We start from the raw sequence: 2,074 nt of genomic DNA, 5'->3' as shown, positions 1-2,074 counted from the left end.
TGTGCACCTCGACGCCCGCCGGCGGGGCGATGTCCGCCGCCGTGACCTCGCCGGGGCCCTGCTTGCGCAGGTACATCACGGTCGGCTCGTCGTTGTCGGAGCTGACGACCAGTTCCTTGAGGTTCAGGATCAGGTCGGTCACGTCCTCCTTGACGCCGGGCACGGTGGAGAACTCGTGCAGCACGCCGTCGATGCGGATGCTGGTGACCGAGGCACCGGGAATGGAGGACAACAGGGTCCGGCGCAACGAGTTACCGAGGGTGTAGCCGAAGCCCGGCTCCAGCGGCTCGATCACGAAACGTGAACGGAACTCGGAGATCGGGTCTTCGATGAGGGTGGGACGCTGAGCGATCAACATGAGAACGTCCTTCCGACCACGGCGACCGCCATATGACGCCGTGTGGTGCGGGCCCCCTGACGGGAGCCGGTGGGCGGAACATCGGTCCGTTCCGCCCACGGGGTGGTGTCCGGGCGGAGGCCCGCCCGGACTCCAGTGTGCTCCGCCCCCTGACTGCGGGGACGACGCCGGCAGACCCTACTTGGAGTAGAGCTCGACGATCAGCTGTTCCTGCACCTGAGTGTCGATCACCTGCCGCGCCGGCAGCGAGTGCACCAGGATCCGCAGCTGGCTCGGGATCACCTCCAGCCAGGCCGGAACGGCCCGACCCTGACCCGCGGTCTCCCGGGCCACGATGAACGGGGTGAGCTCCCGGGCCTTCGGCGCGATCTCGACGATGTCGTTCTCGCTGATCCGATAGCTGGGGATGTCGACCTTGCGGCCGTTCACCTGGACGTGGCCGTGCCGGACGGCCTGACGGGCGGCGTCCCGCGAGGGTGCGAAGCCACCCCGGTACACGACGTTGTCGAGCCGCGACTCAAGGATCTTCAGCAGCTCGTCACCGGTCTTGCCGGCCCGGCGATTCGCCTCGTCGTAGTAGCCCCGGAACTGCTTCTCCAGCACGCCGTAGATTCGGGCGCACTTCTGCTTCTCGCGCTTCTGCAGCAGGTACTCGGAGTCCTTGGTGCGGCCACGGCCGTGCTCGCCCGGCGGGTAGGGCCGGATCTCGATCGGGCACTTCGGGGTGTCGCACTTGCTGCCCTTGAGGAACAGCTTGGTCTTCTCGCGGCGGCAACGCTTGCAGTCCGCGCCGGTGTAACGGGCCATCTAATCCTTCTCTCTCGTTTCCTGGCGCGAACTCGAACGCAACGCCACGACACCGGCCGGCGTGGAGCTCCGGCCGCGGCCGCCTCGCCGCATGGTCACACCCTGCGCCGCTTGGGCGGGCGGCAACCGTTGTGCGGGGTCGGGGTGACGTCCTGGATCGCACCGACCTCGAGGCCCGCGGCCTGCAGGGAACGGATCGCGGTCTCCCGGCCGGAACCCGGGCCCTTTACGAAGACGTCGACCTTACGCATCCCGTGCTCCTGCGCCTTGCGGGCCGCGTTCTCGGCCGCCATCTGGGCGGCGAAGGGCGTGGACTTGCGGGAGCCCTTGAAGCCGACATGGCCCGCCGAGGCCCAGGAGATCACGTTCCCGGACGGGTCGGTGATGGAGACGATCGTGTTGTTGAACGTGCTCTTGATGTGAGCGTGTCCGTGGGCGACGTTCTTCTTTTCCTTGCGCCGGACCTTCTTGGCGCCGGCTGCGCGCGTCTTGGGAGGCATGTTCGCGTGTGGTCTCCGTGTACGAGGTCGTCGATCAGTGGTCGGCGGCGGCGGGCCCGAGCGGTCCGCCGGGGACCCTGACTACTTCTTGCCGGCCTTCTTCTTGCCGGCGATGGCGCGGCGCGGGCCCTTGCGGGTGCGCGCGTTGGTGTGCGTGCGCTGGCCGTGGACGGGCAGGTTACGCCGGTGACGGAGCCCCTGGTAGCACCCGATCTCCATCTTACGGCGAATGTCCTGCTTGATCTCCCGGTTGAGGTCACCCTCGACCCGGTAGTTCGCGTCGATCCAGTCGCGCAGTCTGACGATCTCTTCCTCGCTCAGATCACGAACACGCGTGTCCGGGTTGACCCCGGTGGCGGCGAGGGTGTCCCGGGAGCGGCTGCGGCCGATCCCGAAGATGTAGGTCAGA

General features: G+C 67.8%; 4 protein-coding genes. All 4 read right to left on the bottom strand.

Going from position 1 to position 2,074, the window contains the following annotated elements:
- The coding region (locus tag ACY45C_RS00580) for a DNA-directed RNA polymerase subunit alpha (protein ID WP_462185705.1) at nt 1-358 on the bottom strand (358 nt) is incomplete at its 3' end.
- 177 nt (nt 359-535) lie between these two features.
- The gene (gene rpsD / locus ACY45C_RS00575; RefSeq protein WP_011435062.1) at nt 536-1,165 is read right to left on the bottom strand and encodes a 30S ribosomal protein S4; all 630 of its coding nucleotides are present in this window, start codon (nt 1,163-1,165) and stop codon (nt 536-538) included.
- Nucleotides 1,166-1,260: 95 nt separating this feature from the next.
- Nucleotides 1,261-1,665 (bottom strand): 30S ribosomal protein S11, encoded by a 405-nt coding sequence (gene rpsK / locus ACY45C_RS00570; RefSeq protein ID WP_011435061.1) that lies wholly within the window; start codon nt 1,663-1,665, stop codon nt 1,261-1,263.
- An 81-nt stretch (nt 1,666-1,746) separates the two neighbouring features.
- Entirely contained in the window at nt 1,747-2,073 is a 327-nt protein-coding gene (gene rpsM / locus ACY45C_RS00565; protein ID WP_462185704.1) for a 30S ribosomal protein S13, read from the bottom strand.
- Nucleotide 2,074: the final 1 nt, after the last annotated feature.

It is taken from the genome of Frankia sp. CcWB2 (genome assembly GCF_977927585.1).
This window is presented reverse-complemented; position numbering and strand designations above follow the sequence as displayed.

What these genes read in the sequence shown, in the direction of transcription:
- rpsK (WP_011435061.1), bottom strand. Translation starts at nt 1,665, where the DNA reads ATGCCTCCCAAGACGCGCGCAGCCGGCGCCAAGAAGGTCCGGCGCAAG.
- rpsD (WP_011435062.1), bottom strand. Translation starts at nt 1,165, where the DNA reads ATGGCCCGTTACACCGGCGCGGACTGCAAGCGTTGCCGCCGCGAGAAG.